Here is a 15,913-nt window from a genome sequence, read left to right as displayed (position 1 = left end):
AATAACAGTTGGATGAGGCGTGGCGAGCCCCACCGTGATCAGGCTGCGACCCGATCAGCTGCAACTGCAATTTCGATTGTGATGCCATCCGCCCCCATTCTCCGCTCGAAGCTTCCGCGCAGCTGGTTCTCAATCGCCAGGCGCAAAAGTCTCGATCCGAAGCCCTCGCTACCTGAGCTTTCGGACAGGGGGCCGGTCCCGCTGGTTTCCCGCCAGGTGACGTGGAGCATCCCGTCCGTTGCATTCGGCGCGGCAATCTCGACCGCCACGGTGCCACGATCGCTCGCCAAGGCGCCGTATTTGGCTGAGTTTGTGGCAAGTTCATGAAAGATCAGCGCCAGGGGGGTCGCTGCTTGCGGCCCAATCTCGATGTCCGCGCCTGTCACGGTAACATGTCCTGAGTTGCCGTGGTCATAGGGGGCCAGCAGATCGCGCAGCAGGCCCTGGAGACAATCGCTGCTGCGGCCTTCGACCGGGCGAACATAGTCGTGCGCGGTACCCAACGCCCGGATCGCAGTACCGAGATCGCTTGCGAACTCGAACAGTTCGGGCCGGCCGCGGGCCCGGATCGAAATGATTCCCGAAATCACCGCGAAGATATTCTTGATCCGGTGCGAGAGCTCGGCGGCAAGAAGGTCCTTGGCCTGCTTTTCGCGATGTACGGCATCGATATCGGTGAGTACCCCGAACCAGCGGGCGGCCCCGGCCTTGGTCACCGCGGGAACCACGCGCGACAAGACCCACCGCCACGAGCCATCAGCCATGCGCAGGCGCCATTGGTCTTCGAAGGGTGTCACATTCCTCACTGCGGTGTTCCACCTCTCGAGTGAGGCGGCAAAATCCTCGGCATGGACGAAGGGTTGCCAGTCGGTGGCCAGGGCTGGGGGAGGTTGCCCCGTGAGCTCTTCCCACCGGGCATTGAAATAATCGAACGTCCCATCCGCATCTGCCGAAAACGCAATGTCGGGGACGCTATCGATCATGCGGCGCAGCTGCGCCTCACGCTGATCGATTTCGTTCTTGGCCTCGAGATTGAGCCGCCGCTGCCCCAGCCTGCGCATGACGGCGGCGCCAAGCACCGCCAGCGTTTCGCGTTGCAGTTCGGTCAGGCCCGCTGGCCTAGGCTTGGTATCGATTATGCAGAGCGCGCCTAATGGCGCGCCTTCGGCGGAGATCAGCGGGTAGCCGGCATAAAAACGGATGTGGGGCGATGCGGTGACCAGCGGATTGTCGTGGAAGCGATCGTCCAGCGTTGCGTCTGGAATGACCATCGACTCGCTGCCCAGCATGGCATGGGCACAGAAGCTGATCGGACGAGGCGTCTCCTCTTGTGCGAGGCCAAGCCGTGCGAGGAACAGCGGGTGGTCGCGTTCGATAATCGTGATCGCGGCAAGCGGCGCATCGCAGGCCTTTGCCGCCAGCGATACGATGGCGTTGAGCTCGGGATCCTCGACCAGCGCCGATGCGCCATGCGCGGCAAGCAGGGCGAGGCGCGCGTCCTCGTCGCAAAGGGCCGTTGAGGGCGGTTCGCCCCGCGGCCAGAGATCTTCGGTCCTCTGAAGCATAATGCCGCTGCGCAAACACTACGGTCCTTCCGCGGCGAACACAAAGCAAATGCGTCAGTGTCAGACCGGGCAGCCATATCGGTTTGCTCCGCACGGCCCGCTCCGCTACGGGCTCCGGCCAGAGACCCTCGCGAACGCAGTAGGAGAGAACATGCGCGCGACCCCCGATTTCGATTTCCAGCTTGGCGATGCCGCCAACATGATCCGCGAAACCGTTGGCCGTTTTGCCGACGAGCAGATCGCACCGTTGGCCGAAAAGGCGGACCGTGATGACTGGTTCCCGCGCGACGAGCTGTGGACCGCCATGGGCGAGCTGGGCCTGCATGGCCTGACCGTGGAAGAGGAGTGGGGCGGCCTTGGCCTCGGCTATCTCGAGCACGTCATTGCCGTCGAGGAAGTGAGTCGCGCTTCGGCCAGCATCGGGCTCAGCTATGGCGCGCATTCGAACCTGTGCGTCAACCAGATCCGCCGTTGGGGCAATGACGAACAGAAGGCCAGGTACCTGCCCAAGCTGATCAGCGGTGAACATGTCGGCTCGCTGGCCATGTCCGAGGCTAGCGCCGGTTCGGACGTAGTTTCGATGAAGCTCAAGGCCGAAGCGGTTCAGGGTGGCTATGTCCTCAACGGCACCAAGTTCTGGATCACCAATGCGCCCTATGCCGACACTTTGGTGGTCTATGCCAAGACCGATGGAGCGGCCGGTTCGCGCGGCATCACTGCCTTCCTGATCGAGAAGGACATGCCTGGCTTCAGCATTGGGCAGAAGATCGACAAGATGGGCATGCGTGGCAGCCCGACCGCCGAGCTGGTGTTCGACGATTGCGAAGTGCCCGAAGAAAACGTGATGGGTCCCGTCAATGGCGGCGTCGGCGTGCTGATGAGCGGGCTCGATTACGAGCGCGTGGTGCTCGCCGGACTCCAGCTGGGTATCATGCAGGCCTGCCTCGACACGGTCATTCCCTATCTGCGTGAGCGCAAGCAGTTCGGAAAGCCGATCGGCAGTTTCCAGCTGATGCAGGCCAAGGTGGCAGATATGTACGTCGCGTTGCAATCGGCGCGCGCCTATACCTATGCGGTGGCCAAGGCTTGCGATGCCGGCCAGACAACCCGCTTCGATGCGGCAGGGACGATATTGTTGGCGAGCGAGAATGCCTTCAAGGTTGCCGCCGAAGCGGTGCAGGCACTGGGCGGCGCGGGCTATACCAAGGATTGGCCGGTCGAACGCTATCTGCGCGATGCCAAGCTGCTCGACATCGGCGCGGGCACGAATGAGATCCGCCGCATGCTGATCGGCCGCGAACTGATCGGAGCGGCGGGGTGATGCCGGTTGTTGAGGGTGAGGAACCCAAGAAGTCGAAAGCTTCAGTCCGGGCACGTGCGGATGCGATCAAGCCGTTCATCTGCAAGAACCTGATTGCGGTCATCGAGGATCCTTCGGACATCAAGAACATTGGAACCGTCATCCGCAATGTGAATGCGCTGGGGGTCGAGAAAGTTTATGTGGTAGATCCGCGCAATTCCTTGCCTGACGACTGGCAAGAGATGCGCGAAAAACCCTCACTCTCGAAGACGTCAGTGTCCGCGGTGAAATGGAGTTTCGTGAAGCGGTTCGACAGCACCGCAGACTGCTTTGACCATCTTGAGAAGAACAATTTTCATTCGGTCGTCACCTCACCTCACGTGAAGGGCAAGCAGAACGTTTACCTTCATGAAGGCGATTTCACCGAACACGCCAAGCTGGCGGTCTGGTTCGGCAATGAGAAGCGCGGAATTTCTGACCTGGCGGTCGAGCGGAGCGATACCTGTATCGCCATACCTATGTTCGGCTTCATCGAGAGCCTTAACCTTGGCACCTCGTCCGGCATTGTGCTGTACGAAGTGACCAAGCAGCGCCGCGAATACCAGAGCAAGTATCGAAAGCGGGACAAGCGCGGCGAACGAAACACCCCGCTTCCGACGGTTATGGACCGTTGATCACGGCGCTGAGCTAAAGTTCCTTCCGCATCCGCACCAGCGGGACTTCGATCCCGTCGACTACGTCGATGCGTGGTTCGATCTCGACATAGCCTGCAGCCTTGTAGAGCGGGACGCCGCTCATCGTTGCCATCAGTTCCACGCTGGTGAAGCCGTGATCGCGGGCCGCGCCTTCGCAGAAATCCAGGATCATCCTGCCGATGCCGCGCCGGGCGTGCTCGGGATGGGTATACATGGCACGGATACGCGCCGGGTCACTCGCAGGGTCGAGCAGGCTGGCATTGCGCAGGTCGGTGCTGTGATCGCCGCCATAGAGCGTGTTGCGATTGCTCCATCCGCCGCAGCCGACCGGGATCGTCCCATCCTCGATCACGCAATAGGTCCGATCGGCGATCAGCTGCGTATCCAGACCCATAACTGCACGGCTGGCGGCAATCTGTTCTTGTGACAGGAAGCCACGTTGTAGGTGCTCGATCGCGAGGTCCATGATGTTACGTAACGCTGGAATATCGTCTTCGGTCGCCCAGCGTGCGGTGAGTCCTTGGTCCATGACCTGCTTGTAGCTCGCCGTGCGAGGGGGGGAAGTGGCGACGCACAACTTTGCAGCGCCGATTTTGGACGCTAGGGCTTCGCCCCATGACAGCCCCTGTGCTCACCACCAAGCTGGACCGCGAAGCGCCCGAGGCGAAGGCGCGGTTCGAACATAACAAATCGCTGGCCGACGATCTGCGCGCCAAGGTTGCCGAGGCCGCGCTCGGCGGGCCCGAGAAGCATCGCGAGCGCCATGTCAGCCGCGGCAAGTTGCTCCCGCGTGATCGGGTAGAGCGTTTGCTCGATCCGGGTTCGCCATTCCTCGAAGTGGGGCAACTCGCGGCGAACGGGATGTATGAAGGCGACGTCAACGGCGCCTCGATGATCGCAGGTATCGGTCGCGTCAGCGGGCAGCAGGTCATGATCGTCTGCAATGATCCGACCGTCAAAGGCGGCTCCTATTATCCGATGACGGTCAAGAAGCACCTGCGCGCGCAGGAGATTGCGCAGGAGAATCGCCTGCCCTGCATCTACCTCGTCGATAGCGGTGGGGCGAACCTGCCCTACCAGGCGGAGGTCTTCCCCGATCGCGACCACTTCGGGCGCATCTTCTTCAACCAGGCGAACATGTCCGCGCTGGGCATCCCGCAGATCGCCTGCGTCATGGGCAGTTGCACCGCGGGCGGCGCCTATGTCCCGGCCATGTCCGACGAGACCGTGATCGTGCGCGAACAGGGCACGATCTTCCTTGCCGGGCCGCCGCTGGTGAAGGCCGCTACAGGCGAGGAGATCAGCGCCGAAGACCTTGGTGGAGGCGACCTGCACGCAAGGAAGTCAGGCGTGGTCGATCACCTCGCCGAGAATGACGAGCACGCGCTCACCATCGTGCGCGATATCGTGTCGCACCTCGGTGCAAACACCGGGAAAGCTGCAAACGTGGAGCTGCGCAATCCGCGCCCGCCAAAATTCGACGCCGACGATCTCTATGCCCTGATCCCCGAGGACGTCCGTGCGCCCTATGACGTGCACGAGGTGATCGCACGCATCGTCGATGGCAGCGAATTCCATGAGTTCAAGCAGCATTACGGCAGCACGCTGGTGTGCGGCTTCGCGCATATCTGGGGCATGCCGGTGGCGATCCTCGCCAACAATGGCGTGCTGTTCTCCGAAAGCGCGCAGAAGGGCGCGCATTTCATCGAGCTCGCCTGCCAGCGCCGCATCCCGCTGCTGTTCCTGCAGAACATCTCGGGCTTCATGGTCGGCGGAAAATATGAAGCCGAAGGTATCGCCAAGCATGGGGCGAAACTGGTGACCGCCGTTGCCACCGCCACCGTGCCCAAGGTCACCGTGGTGATCGGCGGCAGTTTCGGTGCGGGCAATTACGGAATGTGCGGCCGTGCCTATCAGCCGCGTTTCCTGTTTACCTGGCCGAATGCGCGGATCAGCGTGATGGGCGGCGAGCAGGCTGCGTCGGTCCTCGCTACCGTCCATCGCGATGCCGATAATTGGACGCCTGCACAGGCGGAAGCCTTCAAGGCCCCGATCCGCCAGAAATACGAAGACGAGGGCAATCCCTATTACGCCACCGCGCGGCTGTGGGACGATGGCGTGATCGATCCGATCCAGACCCGCGATGTGCTGGGCCTCGCCTTCGCCGCAACGCTGGAGGCGCCGATTGCTGAGCGGCCCGCGTTTGGCGTGTTCAGGATGTAGAAAGCCGGGGGGAATACAGAAATATATAACAAAAACAGCAAGGTCGTTTGGTGATGAGAATGAAGCCGGGGTTCGTGCTCCTATCGTTTGCGGGTCTTGCGGCATGCACCCAGTCGATGGTCCAGGAGTCCCCCTCGGAAATCGGCACGTTTCTTACCAAACAGGGATATCAAGCCGTTCAACTCACCAAGGTGTCGAGCGGCCACGAACTCATTGAAGTCGCGATAAATGGGCGAACCGGCCTGTTTGTTCTGGACTCTGGGGCAAGCGGGACAGTCATTCACACGGCATCCCTGCACAAATATCTCGATGATACCGGCGCTAATGCCGCGGTCAGGAACGGTTTCGGCGCAGGCGGAGAAGTTCAAATCAGTCGGCACGCGATCGACTCTTTCGAGATCAACGGGGTGCCGTATCAATTGACCTCAATAGCTTCGATAGACCTGCGCCATGTCGTCGACGGCCTCCAGGCTAGGGCAGGTGTCACGGTTGACGGTGTCATAGGGCAGGACCTTTTGACCAGCTTCAATGGGATCATCGATGTGTCTAAGAGCAGGCTCTATCTTGAGCCAATGAAGCCGGATGGGCCGCCGACGCCATCCAAGCAGACCTAAAACCTGCTTGGGTCTGCATGTCGACGCCACATGCTATGTGTAGGAATTATGACAGGTTTCACGAAGACTTGTCCGCAATCTGACGGCGTGCGAGCCCACTTGGGTGAGCAGCGATTCGGACGGGGATCTTGTGACGACGACTGGTGGGGTGGTGACCGGGCAAGTGTCTGGCGCGCAGGTGGAATCCTACCTGCTGGAAGCGTTGCTCTGGCGTGAACTGCGTGCCCGACCATGCGGGCTCAAGTTCACTCGGCAGCGGGCGACGGGAAAGTATGTTCACGACTTCTACTGCCGAGACGCTCGCCTCGGGATCGAGATCGAGGGCGCGGCTTTCGATGCAGAACGCGAAGAGTGGCTCGAGAAGGCCGGTATCGCGACCTTGAAGCTTTCCCGGCGTTCCGTAGTCGACGGCTCGCACCATGCCGCCCAAGAGGTGGTCTCACGGGCATTGAACCTGCTTCCTCCCGATCACCCTGCACTCTCCCGGCTCACCGCGACCGGGCAGGGGGAAAACCGGGACTGACCTGAATCCCTCTCGCTTTCCCTTACGTAGCTGCTAGGCAACTGCGACAGGGGAGAAGGAATGAAGAGTTCGCGTCGCAAGCGATCGATCCTGTCGCGCATCGTCCGGCGGATCATCATGGTGATCTATCGCTGGAAGGGATGGAAGCTCGACGGGCATCTGCCGAATATTCCGAAGTTCGTAATCGCCGGCGCGCCGCATACTTCGAATTGGGACTTCGTCTTCTTCATCGGCGCGACTGCGGAGGAAGGGGTAGAGCCCAACTTCATGGGCAAGCACACGCTGTTCAAGGGGATCATGAAGAACTTCATGTTCGACATGGGCGGCGTCCCTGTCGATCGGACCAAGCGCAGCAACGTCACCCAGCAAGTTGCCGAAGAATTTACCCGGCGTGACCGGTTGGCACTGGTGATTGCCGCGGAAGGTACGCGCAGTTCGAACGGCGAATGGAAATCGGGTTTCTACAATATTGCCCGCGCGGCCAAGGTACCGATCGTTCCAGCCTGGGTGTGCAACGAGCGCAATATCCTTGGTTTCGGACCACCGATCGTTCCAAGCGCGAACTACGGTGAAACCCTGCTCGAAATCGCACGTTTCATGCGTTCCAAGCTACCTGACTACGGGCGCTTCAAAGTGCTTGAAGCACAAGCTTTGCGGCTGGTCGAAGAAGAGGGGGTGCAGAATGATTCTTGAAGCTCTTGTCGCCAATGCGGCGATCCTGCTGGGCGTGACCTTGATCCTGTGGGTCGTTGCCGTTCAGATCGATGACGTATCCTTTATCGACAGCTTCTGGGGCTTCGGCATGGCGCTGATGGCCTTTACCAGCTGGATGCAACTTCGGGCGCCGGGACCACTTGCCACGCTGCTGATGGCGATGGCGGTCGTCTGGGGGCTGCGATTGTCGCTCTACCTTTTCCTGCGTTGGCGACGGGAAGGTGAAGACAAGCGTTACGAGCGCATGCTGCGCAAGGACCGTGAGAAGGGCAACTTTGCCATTGCTGCGCTGACCAAGGTATTCCTGGGTCAGGCAGTGCTGCTGTTCGTGGTGTGCGGCCCCGCCCAATACGGCATACTCGAAGCCGCCGCGATCGAGCCGATCAGTGGCTTGGCATTGGCCGGTTTCACGCTGTGGTTTGTGGGTATGGGTTTCGAAGTGATCGGCGACTGGCAATTGTCGCGCTTCAAGGCCAACCCGGCGAACAAGGGGAAGATCCTCGATACCGGCCTGTGGCGCTACACTAGGCACCCGAACTATTTCGGTGATTGCTGCGTATGGTGGGGGATCTGGATCGCGTCGGCATCGGCCGGATGGTGGGTTCCCGCACTGACGGTGATCGGCCCGCTGTTCCTGACCTTCACGCTGACCCGCTGGTCGGGCAAGGCTTTGCTCGAGGCGGGGATGCACAAGAAGCACGGTGACCCGTTTGCTGACTATGTCGCGCGCACCAGCGGATTCCTGCCCCGCCCGCCCAGGAAAATAAAGTAAGTCTCAATCCGGGGGGTTAACCAGCGGCACAAAGCTCTACATGGGCCCCATTGGTCCGAGACGGGAGCTCTTCACGGTGAGCGAGGACGATATCGACACAATCCGGAAACGCTTCGCCCGTGAGGCGATGGCGCTGATGGAACGCAAGGGCGAGGAAGTGAACCGCGCCAAACTGGCAGCCGAACTGGGCATTGCCCGTGCGCGCATAGACCTGGCATTCCCCGAAGAAACCGACTTGCTTGAGGCTGTGACCGCTGAATGGTTTGCGCCGAAGTTGGCCGTGATGGACGAGGTGATGGCAACCGAGTTGCCCCCGCGCCGCAAGATGTACGAGTTTTTCGTTCGTCGCTATGCGCTGATGCGGGACAATTTCAAAAGCGATCCGGCAACATTCAACCTCTATATCGAGATGGGCGAACGCTATTTCGAATATGCGCAAAGCTATATCGACCTTGCGGACCACTATCTTTGTGAATTGATCGCTCAGGCCCAGGCGGAAGGACATTTCGAAGGCCTTGAGATCAACACCGCGCTGTCGCTGATCAATCAGTCCGTGCTCTGCTACATCCAGCCCTATCTGATTGCGATGATCGATACGCGACTATCCGAAGAGAAACTGGCGCATATCGTGGATGCTTTGTTCGACGGGATGTCCGCCGCGGATCGAGGTGCCCGGGGCAAGCGAGGCCTGCGCGCGGCGTGATCGACGGCCCTTCGCGCCGCATCCTCTTTATCGGGCTGAACTATCGACCCGAACCGATCGGGATCGGCCCCTATACATCCGGACTGGCAGAGGCACTGGTCGAGCGTGGCCATCGAGTGCGGGCCATCGTCGGCCAGCCTTACTATCCCGAATGGAAGCTGTACGACCGGTTCAAGGGACGGTGGCGGTCGAGCGAAGAACACGGCGTCTCGATCACCCGTTGCCCCCATTACGTTCCGGCCAATCCCACGGGGAGACGCCGCCTGGTCCACCATATGAGTTTCGCCAGCAGCGCTTACGGTCCGGCACGCCAGGCGCGACGCGAATTCCAACCCGACATGGTGTTCACCGTTGCCCCGTCAATGGTTGCGGTGCCGGTCGCGGTGCGCATGGCGCGGCGGGCGGGGGTCCCGCTATGGTTGCATGTGCAGGATTTCGAGGTCGGGGCGGCGTTTGCCACCGGCCTGCTCCAAAGCCAGGGAGTCGCTGCCAGCGCCGCCCTTCGGTTCGAGGAGCGGATGCTGCACGCCGCGGATATCGTGTCGACCATCAGCGATCCAATGTGCCGCCTGGCACTGGACAAGGGCGTCGCGCCGGAACGGATAATCGAAGTCCGTAACTGGGCGAACCACGCCGACCAGGCAGCCAGCGCCAGTGGCGCGCAACTGCGCTCGCAATGGGGTCTCGAAGGCAAGACGGTCGCCCTTTACTCGGGCAATATCGCGAACAAACAGGGGCTGGAGATCGTCATCGAAGCCGCACGGCACCTGGCCGATCGGCCTGACATTGCGTTCGTGGTTTCGGGGGAAGGGCCCAATCGGCAACGGCTCGAACAGCTTGCCGCGGGAATGGAGAACCTCCAGTTTCGAGATCTCCAGCCCGATGGACGCGTCGGCGAACTGCTCAACCTTGCAGACATTCACCTGCTCCCGCAGCTGCCCGGTGCGGCGGATCTCGTCCTGCCGTCGAAGCTGGGCAACATGCTCGCCTCGGGTCGGCCTGTGGTTGCCACGGTTCTGCCCGGCAGCGGCATCGCGCAGGAACTAGAGGGAAGCGGGGTGATCGTTCCGGCGCAGGATGGCGCCGCATTTGCCTGGGCAATCCGGCAATTGGCAGATGATGTTGGCCTGCGTGGGCAGATGGGTCAGGCGGGGCGGCAGCGCGCTGCAAGCCATTGGGCACGCGATGCGGTGGTCGACCGCTTCGAGCAGCGGATGCAGGTCTTGCTCGATGCAGCGGTTGAGCCCGAAATTCCCTTTGTCTAGGACGCGGCTTCGGGGCTGACGGCTCCGCGCTGTTCGCGAAGGATGCCCCAGCCTGCAAGAAACAGTCCCGCGACGAGCGGACCGACGACGATACCGGACAGACCCATCAGCGCGATGCCGCCCAGCGTGGTGATCAGGATGAGCCAGTCCGGAATGCCGGTATCGCGTCCCACCAGAATGGGCCGGAGCACATTGTCTGCCATTCCGATCACCGCGACGCCCGATACGATTACCACGACCCCCTGCCAGATCGCTCCCGTGGCAAGGAGGTAGATTGCGGTCGGGATCCAGACGATGGCTGGACCGACCGCTGGCAGGAGCGATGCGATCGCCATGATCACTCCGAGAAGGAGAACCGAGGGGACCCCGGCGATCCAGAAAGTAATCGCACCCAGGGCACCTTGCACCAGGCCGACCACCACGGATCCCTTGATGGTCGCACGGACTATGCCCAGGAAACGCGCGGCCAGGCGATTGGCCACCCCACGCTCAAACGGCAGGGCGGACAGCACCGCCTCACCAATGCTGCGGCCGTCGCGCAACAGGAAGAAACTGGCATAGAGCGCGATGCCGAAGGACAGGACAAATCCGAAGACGCTACCGCCAATGGCAAGGGCTTGCGCCGCAATCAGACCAAGGCTGGCCTGCGCGAATTCCTGCGCTCGCTGCTGCAGTTTCTCGAGGTCGCTCCAGCCCGACGCGTCGAGCGAGCCTCTGATATTGTCCGGCAGTGCGGCAATAACGTGATCGAACCAGTCCGAGACATTGATCCGGCCTTCCTGGAAGGCGACCACGAGCCCGGCGGCTTCATTGACCACCGCACTGCCGATCAGGAAGGCGGGGAGGATCACCGCCACCATGATCACGCCCAGCGTTGCGAGTGCCGCCCGGCTGTCCTTGCCCGGCATGCGTGCAAGGAACCAGCGGTACAGGGGTTGGAACATGATTGCGGCCAGCGCAGCCCACAGCATCGGCTGTGTGAAGGGCAGCACCACCACGACCAGCGCCATCGTGACCAGGGCCAGGAACAGCAGGAAACCGCCCTGTTCGATCGGTGCTACCTGCCCCTTTTCCGCCATGTCCTGCTCCCGATATCCGTCAGACGTCGAGATTGGCGACGTTGAGCGCATTCGACTGGATGAATTCGCGACGCGGTTCGACCACGTCACCCATCAGCCGGGTAAAGATCTCGTCGGTGACGTCGGCGTCTTCGACCTTGACCTGCAGCAGCGCGCGGTTGTCGGGATCTAACGTGGTCTCCCACAGCTGTTCGGCATTCATCTCGCCGAGACCCTTGTAGCGCTGGATCTTCTGCCCCTTGCGCCCGGCGGCCATGACGGCTTCGAGCAGCTGGGTTGGAAGGGTGATCGCACCATCGAACTGCACGGGCGCTTCGACTTCACCTTCCTCACCCTCGTCGGCCTCCACTTCCTCGACCACTTCTTCCGCACCGCCACGGGCCAGGCGAACCGGTCCTGCGTAGACTTCGGCATGCTCGGCTGCGAGCTTGTGCAGCTTGCGTGCTTCCGCGCTGTCGAGGAATGCCGGTTCGACCTCGTGGACATCGGTCACACCGCGCCAAATCCGGCTGAAACGGACAATGCCGTCGTTGCCAACCTCCGCAGACCAACGCGCCTCGGGGTCGCCCAATTGCAGATGGGCCGCCGCACGCGAGAGCGCTGCGGAGCGATCGCCGCCTGCGGGATTGAGTGCACCCGCCAGTGCCATCGCCTCGATCAGGGCCGGGTTGTACTTGCGCGGCGCGAAGCCGAGCAGATTGCGCATTCTGAGGCCATGCCGGACCAGTGCCTCGAGTTCAACCCCGCCACGTGCGCCGCCCTGTGTTTCGAGCACGCGCCCTTGCAGGCCCACCCCGATCAGGTACTCGTCATAGGCAGCCTGGTCCTTGAGATAGACCTCCGACTTGCCGCGCGTGACCTTGTAAAGCGGCGGCTGGGCGATGAAGAGGTGCCCCGCCTTGACGATCTCGGGCATCTGCCGATGGAAGAAGGTCAAAAGCAGTGTGCGGATATGCGCGCCGTCGACGTCGGCGTCGGTCATGATGACGATCTTGTGATAGCGCAGCTTCTCGAGATTGAACTCGTCACGCAGGCCGGTGCCCATCGCCTGGATAAGCGTACCGACCTCCTTCGAGGAAATAATCCGATCGAAGCGCGCGCGTTCGACGTTGAGGATCTTGCCCTTGAGCGGCAGGATCGCCTGTGTCTTGCGATCACGCCCCTGCTTGGCCGAACCGCCTGCTGAATCGCCCTCGACCAGAAACAGTTCGCACTTGGTCGCGTCGCGTTCCTGGCAATCGGCGAGCTTGCCGGGGAGCGAAGCGATGCTCATCGCCCCCTTGCGGCTCATTTCGCGAGCGCGACGAGCGGCTTCGCGTGCAGCGGCGGCATCGATCACCTTCTGGATGATCTGGCGTGCATCGCCGGGATTTTCCTCCAGCCACTCGGTCATCTTCTCGCCCATCAGCGACTCGAGCGGCTGGCGGACTTCCGAACTGACCAGCTTGTCCTTGGTTTGGGATCCGAACTTGGGATCTGGCAGCTTGACGCTGACGATCGCAGTCAGGCCTTCGCGCATGTCCTCACCTGAGAGTGAGACCTTCTCCTTTTTCATCAGGCCCGAACTGGTCGCGTAATTGTTGAGCGTACGCGTCAGCGCTGCGCGGAAGGCTGCGAGGTGCGTGCCACCGTCGCGCTGCGGGATGTTGTTGGTGAAGCAGAGGACGTTTTCGTAGTAGCTGTCGTTCCACTCCAGCGCGACGTCGATGCCAATGCCGTCCTTTTCCGCACTTACCGAAATCGGCTCGGCCACCAGCGCCTGCTTATTGCGGTCAAGGTACTTCACGAAAGCCGCGATGCCGCCTTCGTAGAACAGGTCATGCTCGAGCGGTTCCTCATGGCGCTTGTCACGCAATTTGATGCGCACGCCCGAATTGAGGAAGGCAAGCTCGCGATAGCGGTGCTCGAGTTTCTCGAAGTCATATTCGACAACGTTCTTGAAGGTCTCTTCGCTGGCCTTGAAGGTAACGCGGGTACCCTTCTTGAAGCCGTTCGGATCCGAATTGCCTTCGACCTTCGGCGCATCGCCGACGACCCGCAGGCTTTCGACCGCGTCGCCGTGTTCGAAGCGCATCCAGTGTTCCTTGCCGTCGCGCCAGATGGTCAGTTCGAGCCATTCGGACAGCGCGTTGACGACCGAGACGCCCACGCCGTGCAGACCGCCCGAAACCTTGTAGGCGTTGTCGTCGCTGGTGTTCTCGAACTTACCCCCGGCGTGGAGCTGGGTCATGATGACCTCTGCCGCCGACACGCCTTCTTCCTTGTGCATGTCCACCGGGATGCCGCGGCCATTGTCCTCGACGCTCACCGATCCATCGGGGTTGAGTTCGATCAGGACCAGATCGCAATGCCCCGCCAGCGCTTCGTCGATGGCGTTGTCGGATACCTCGAACACCATATGGTGCAGGCCCGATCCGTCGTCGGTATCGCCGATATACATGCCCGGCCGCTTGCGCACCGCATCGAGGCCTTTGAGGACCTTGATCGAATCTGCGCCGTATTCGCCCTTGGGAGCATTGTTCAGGGGGGTATTTTCGCCCGTGTTTTCGGTGTTCTCGTCCATGCCGAGGATATAGGCTTTGCGCACCGGAAAACCAAAGAATTCAGCCCGGTTTTTCCCCACAGTCGCGCATGAAGAAGTTTCGCTTGTAACCGGTTGATTTCGGGCCGCGAGAAGCGCATCCCGCGGACCATGCTTTCGGTACTCGAAATCTTCCGGATCGGGATTGGCCCATCTTCATCGCATACGGTCGGGCCGATGCGAATCGGCGCCATGTTCGTGCGGGCGCTGGAGCGGGGTGGGAAGCTCGCGCACGTGGCCCGCGTGGCGGTGGAACTGCAGGGTTCGCTGGCACTCACGGGCGTTGGTCACGGGACGGTCAGCGCCAGCGTGCTGGGCCTGGCCGGCTTCGCCCCCGACACCGCTTGCCCGGATGCAGCCGCAGACGCGCTGGCGAAGGTCCGGTCGGACAGGCGACTTACCCTTGCTGGCGCGCGAGAGATCGGCTTCGACATGGCAGGCGATATCGAGCTCGCCGGCCACATTATTCCCGCGCTGCATCCCAATGGCATGAAGCTCACGGCGTTCGATGATGCGGGTGAGATCCTGCTCAGGCGGACATACTACTCCACGGGCGGCGGGTTCGTCGCGTCGGAAGCGCAGCTCAAGCGACCGCCCAAGGCAGACCGCATCGCAACCGGCGAGCCGGTCCCTTTCGATTTCGGCAGCGCGGCGGAACTGCTGGCGCATTGCGCCGAGGCGCAAATGACGATCGCGGACCTCGTTCTCGCCAACGAGGATGCGATACGTCCGCGCGACGCGACATTGGCCGGCCTCGATGCGATTGCCGCCGCGATGGATGGCTGTATCGACCGGGGCCTCACCCAGCGCGGCATCCTTCCCGGTGGCCTCAAGGTTTCCCGACGTGCACCAGATCTGTGGGAGAAACTTTCCGCCAATCCGCAATCGAACGAGCGCGAGCAATTGTTCGACTGGCTCAACTGCTATGCCATGGCGGTGAATGAGGAGAATGCGGCGGGCGGCCGCGTGGTCACCGCGCCCACCAACGGTGCAGCGGGGATCATCCCCGCGGTGATTCGATTCTATTGCGCCGACGATGACAGGGCGCCGTGCCGCGACCGGCGCAGGAATTTCCTGCTTACCGCCGGCGCGATCGGGCTGCTGTACAAGCAGCGCGCCAGCATTTCTGGTGCGGAGATGGGCTGCCAGGGCGAAGTCGGCGTGGCCTGTTCGATGGCTGCGGGCGGGCTCGCTGCCCTGTGGGGCGGGACCCCGGCGCAGGTCGCCAGTGCGGCGGAAATCGGGATGGAACACAATCTCGGCCTGACCTGCGATCCGGTCGGCGGCCTGGTGCAGGTACCGTGTATCGAGCGCAATGCCATCGGCGCCGTCAAGGCGGTCAATGCCGCGCGGTTGGCACTGCATCGCACCGAAGGGGAAACGCGGGTCAGCCTCGACCAGGTGATCGAGACCATGCGGCAGACCGGACTCGACATGTCCACAAAATATAAGGAAACCAGCCAGGGGGGACTCGCGGTCAACGTGATCGAATGTTGAGCCCCGGGTGAGGGGAATGGCATATGATCGGACGGATCCTGGCTTCGGCAGCGGCACTGGCCATGGTGGCGCCGGTCGCTGCACAATCGCAACCCTTGCGCCCCGACCAGCAGGCCTTCGTCGGCCTGATGAAAGGCCTGGTGGAGATCGACACGTCGCTGCCCGACGGCAGCTGTACCCGGGCGGCGCAGTATATGGCCGACCGGATGAAGGCGGCCGGTTTCACCGACGATGAGCTGACCCTGTTCGCGACCGATGCCAATCCCGAAGAGGGCGGACTGGTGGCTGTCTTGCCGGGCTCAGACCCGCAAGCGAAACCGATCCTGCTGATTGCGCATATCGATGTGGTTGCGGCCAAGCGCGCCGATTGGGAACGCGACCC

General features: G+C 61.9%; 14 protein-coding genes and 1 pseudogene. 11 read left to right on the top strand and 4 right to left on the bottom strand.

The window, feature by feature from the left end:
• Positions 1-38: 38 nt before the first annotated feature.
• A complete protein-coding gene (locus AAFM29_RS00820) occupies positions 39-1,565 on the bottom strand; it encodes a PAS domain-containing protein (RefSeq protein WP_341710919.1) in 1,527 nt (508 codons plus the stop codon).
• A gap of 151 nt (positions 1,566-1,716) precedes the next feature.
• Here AAFM29_RS00820 and AAFM29_RS00815 point away from each other — a divergent pair, with 151 nt between their 5' ends.
• Positions 1,717-2,886 (top strand): isovaleryl-CoA dehydrogenase, encoded by a 1,170-nt coding sequence (locus AAFM29_RS00815; RefSeq protein ID WP_341710918.1) that lies wholly within the window; start codon positions 1,717-1,719, stop codon positions 2,884-2,886.
• The gene (locus AAFM29_RS00810; RefSeq protein ID WP_341710917.1) at positions 2,886-3,539 is read left to right on the top strand and encodes an RNA methyltransferase; all 654 of its coding nucleotides are present in this window, start codon (positions 2,886-2,888) and stop codon (positions 3,537-3,539) included. The genes AAFM29_RS00815 and AAFM29_RS00810 overlap by 1 nt, the downstream gene beginning before the upstream one ends.
• A 13-nt stretch (positions 3,540-3,552) precedes the next feature.
• Here AAFM29_RS00810 and AAFM29_RS00805 read toward each other — a convergent pair whose 3' ends face one another.
• A complete protein-coding gene (locus tag AAFM29_RS00805; protein ID WP_341710916.1) occupies positions 3,553-4,089 on the bottom strand; it encodes a GNAT family N-acetyltransferase in 537 nt (178 codons plus the stop codon).
• A gap of 86 nt (positions 4,090-4,175) precedes the next feature.
• Here AAFM29_RS00805 and AAFM29_RS00800 point away from each other — a divergent pair, with 86 nt between their 5' ends.
• From AAFM29_RS00800 to AAFM29_RS00770, 7 genes are all read left to right on the top strand, one after another.
• The gene (locus AAFM29_RS00800; protein ID WP_341710915.1) at positions 4,176-5,783 is read left to right on the top strand and encodes a carboxyl transferase domain-containing protein; all 1,608 of its coding nucleotides are present in this window, start codon (positions 4,176-4,178) and stop codon (positions 5,781-5,783) included.
• 116 nt (positions 5,784-5,899) lie between these two features.
• Positions 5,900-6,397: a retropepsin-like aspartic protease gene (locus AAFM29_RS00795; protein ID WP_341710914.1), complete on the top strand. Its 498-nt coding sequence runs from the start codon at positions 5,900-5,902 to the stop codon at positions 6,395-6,397.
• A 103-nt stretch (positions 6,398-6,500) separates the two neighbouring features.
• Complete coding sequence (locus AAFM29_RS00790) at positions 6,501-6,920, top strand: DUF559 domain-containing protein (RefSeq protein ID WP_341710913.1); 420 nt, start codon at positions 6,501-6,503, stop codon at positions 6,918-6,920.
• A gap of 60 nt (positions 6,921-6,980) precedes the next feature.
• Entirely contained in the window at positions 6,981-7,613 is a 633-nt protein-coding gene (locus AAFM29_RS00785) for a 1-acyl-sn-glycerol-3-phosphate acyltransferase (RefSeq protein ID WP_341710912.1), read from the top strand.
• Positions 7,603-8,406, top strand: coding sequence for a DUF1295 domain-containing protein (locus tag AAFM29_RS00780; protein WP_341710911.1), 804 nt, complete (start codon positions 7,603-7,605; stop codon positions 8,404-8,406). The genes AAFM29_RS00785 and AAFM29_RS00780 overlap by 11 nt, the downstream gene beginning before the upstream one ends.
• A gap of 76 nt (positions 8,407-8,482) precedes the next feature.
• Positions 8,483-9,109 (top strand): hypothetical protein, encoded by a 627-nt coding sequence (locus AAFM29_RS00775; RefSeq protein ID WP_341710910.1) that lies wholly within the window; start codon positions 8,483-8,485, stop codon positions 9,107-9,109.
• Positions 9,106-10,374 (top strand): WcaI family glycosyltransferase, encoded by a 1,269-nt coding sequence (locus AAFM29_RS00770; protein ID WP_341710909.1) that lies wholly within the window; start codon positions 9,106-9,108, stop codon positions 10,372-10,374. The genes AAFM29_RS00775 and AAFM29_RS00770 overlap by 4 nt, the downstream gene beginning before the upstream one ends.
• Here the strand turns inward: AAFM29_RS00770 and AAFM29_RS00765 are convergent.
• Both AAFM29_RS00765 and gyrB read right to left on the bottom strand, forming a co-directional pair.
• Positions 10,371-11,453: an AI-2E family transporter gene (locus tag AAFM29_RS00765; RefSeq protein ID WP_341710908.1), complete on the bottom strand. Its 1,083-nt coding sequence runs from the start codon at positions 11,451-11,453 to the stop codon at positions 10,371-10,373. The two genes, AAFM29_RS00770 and AAFM29_RS00765, sit on opposite strands and share 4 nt — an antisense overlap.
• 19 nt (positions 11,454-11,472) lie before the next feature.
• Positions 11,473-14,016, bottom strand: a complete 2,544-nt coding sequence (gene gyrB / locus AAFM29_RS00760) for a DNA topoisomerase (ATP-hydrolyzing) subunit B (RefSeq protein ID WP_341710998.1) — start codon at positions 14,014-14,016, stop codon at positions 11,473-11,475.
• Between the two features lie 129 nt (positions 14,017-14,145).
• On the opposite strand from gyrB, the gene AAFM29_RS00755 reads away from it, so the two are divergent.
• Entirely contained in the window at positions 14,146-15,531 is a 1,386-nt protein-coding gene (locus AAFM29_RS00755; protein WP_341710907.1) for an L-serine ammonia-lyase, read from the top strand.
• Between the two features lie 23 nt (positions 15,532-15,554).
• Positions 15,555-15,913: pseudogene (locus tag AAFM29_RS00750) on the top strand (peptidase M20); the annotation flags it as partial.

Origin of the sequence: Erythrobacter sp. (assembly GCF_038133525.1) — a bacterium.
In the GTDB taxonomy this organism is placed as follows: Bacteria; Pseudomonadota; Alphaproteobacteria; order Sphingomonadales; family Sphingomonadaceae; genus Qipengyuania.
This window is presented reverse-complemented; position numbering and strand designations above follow the sequence as displayed.